Source organism: Candidatus Clostridium stratigraminis (genome assembly GCF_045310675.1).
GTDB classification, from domain to species: domain Bacteria; phylum Bacillota; class Clostridia; order Clostridiales; family Clostridiaceae; genus Clostridium_AT; species Clostridium_AT stratigraminis.
This window is the reverse complement of the sequence record NZ_JBJHZZ010000038.1, coordinates 1-1926: the sequence shown is the minus strand read 5'-3', so window position 1 is coordinate 1926 and position 1926 is coordinate 1. Positions and strand designations below refer to the sequence as shown.

The following is a 1926-nucleotide window of genomic DNA, read 5'->3' as shown; positions in this document are numbered from 1 at the left end:
AGTTCTGCACTTTTTTGAATTAGAGGTGTAGCTGACTTATCTGCCACGCCAAAAGGAGTTCTTAAGATTATGAAGTTAGCAAAATTCATACCAATATAATTCATCATAATTGTATTAATAACTTCATTTATTCCAAATCTGCCCTTTAAATAACCTGGTACAGATGCCCATATTCCCCCTGCTAGTATTCCACCTATAATAATTAATGGAATATGTATAACAGGGCTCAATCCGGGAATTGTTCCAATAATGGCTGCTGACATCATTCCCATTAAGAATTGTCCTTCAACTCCTATATTAAATAGTCCAGTTCTAAAGGCAACAGCATTAGCCACACCAGTAAATATAAGAGGTGTTACATATTCTAGAGTTTGAAGTGCCATCATTTTTGAACCAAAGCTGCCTTTCCATATTACGCTGAAGAGGTCCCTTAAAGCTGAAAAATACTCTAGTATTGAATAACCTTTTGACCACATTACAAAGAATACGGAAACAAATATGGCAACTATAATTGCAAGCAAAGGATACCCAAGGCTTTTGAAAGCCTTATTTAAGTAGCTTACCATCGTGTTTTCTTTCTTTTCATTACTCAATGTCCTTCACCTCTTCCTTATAGTCTTCAAGGCTTCCTCCAGCCATTAAAATACCAAGCTTGTTTTCTGTAGCATCCTTCCTGTCTAGGATTGCAACTATTTTTCCATCGTACATAACTGCAATTCTATCAGATAAGGACATAATTTCATCTAACTCAAGAGAAACTAGAAGAACTGCTTTTCCGTTATCTCTTTCCATAACTAGTCTTTTATGAATATATTCAATTGCTCCAACATCTAGTCCTCTAGTAGGTTGTGAGGCAATAAGCAAATCTGGATCCTTTGAAATTTCCCTTGCTGCTATTAGTTTTTGTTGATTTCCTCCAGAAAGGGCTGACGCCATAACCTCATCATTTGGTGTTCTAACGTCAAAATCATCTATAAGCTTTTGAGTATATTTTCTGATATTTTTATAATTCATTATAATTCCATTACTAAAGGGTTTTTTATTATGATTACCAAGTATTGCATTTTCAAATAAGGAATACTTTAATATTAGACCCCTTTTATGTCTGTCTTCAGGAATATGACTTACTCCGTCGTTTATTATTTCTCTTGGACTCTTCCCAAATATATCCTTGCCATTTAATATAATAGAACCTGATACAGGTTTTCTAAGGCCAGTAAGAGTTTCCACTAATTCTGATTGTCCATTTCCATCTACACCAGCTATACCTACTATTTCTCCGGCATTAACTGTAAGATTTACTCCATTAACAGCAGGAAGGCCCCTTTGATCATTTGCATTCAAATTCTCAACTTTAAGTATTTCCCTTCCAACTTGTACTTCTTTTTTATTAACTACAAGATTAACCTTTCTTCCAACCATTAACTCTGCAAGCTGGTCTATACTTGTATCCTTAGTTTTAACAGTTCCAGTTATCTTACCTCTTCTAAGTATTGTTACTCTGTCACTCATACTCATAACTTCTTTTAATTTATGAGTTATAAGAATTACTGATTTTCCTTCTTTTTCAAGATTTCTTATTATAATACCTAATTCTTCTATTTCCTGTGGAGTTAAAACAGCAGTTGGTTCATCTAATATTAAAATACCTGCACCTCTATATAAAGCTTTTAATATTTCAACCTTTTGCTGCTGACCTACTGATATATCGGAAATAATTGCATTAGGGTCAATTGCAAATCCATATTTTTTAGAAAGCTCTTTAACATCCAATATAGCCTTTTTTATATCTAACTTTACGCCTTTTCTTGGTTCTGAACCAAGTACTATGTTCTCTGCAACCGTAAAATTTTGAACTAACATAAAATGCTGATGAACCATACCAATTCCTAGTTTTATGGCTTCATTTGGGTCAGACATCTTAAC

2 protein-coding genes are annotated in these 1926 nt (G+C 33.8%); both read right to left on the bottom strand.

Going from position 1 to position 1926, the window contains the following annotated elements:
* Nucleotides 1-566, bottom strand: a 566-nt coding sequence (locus ACJDUG_RS17730; RefSeq protein WP_406771198.1) for an ABC transporter permease subunit, incomplete at its 3' end; no start/stop codon positions are given.
* Between the two features lie 19 nt (nt 567-585).
* A partial coding sequence (locus tag ACJDUG_RS17725) for an ABC transporter ATP-binding protein (RefSeq protein ID WP_406771197.1) occupies nt 586-1926 on the bottom strand: 1341 nt, incomplete at its 5' end.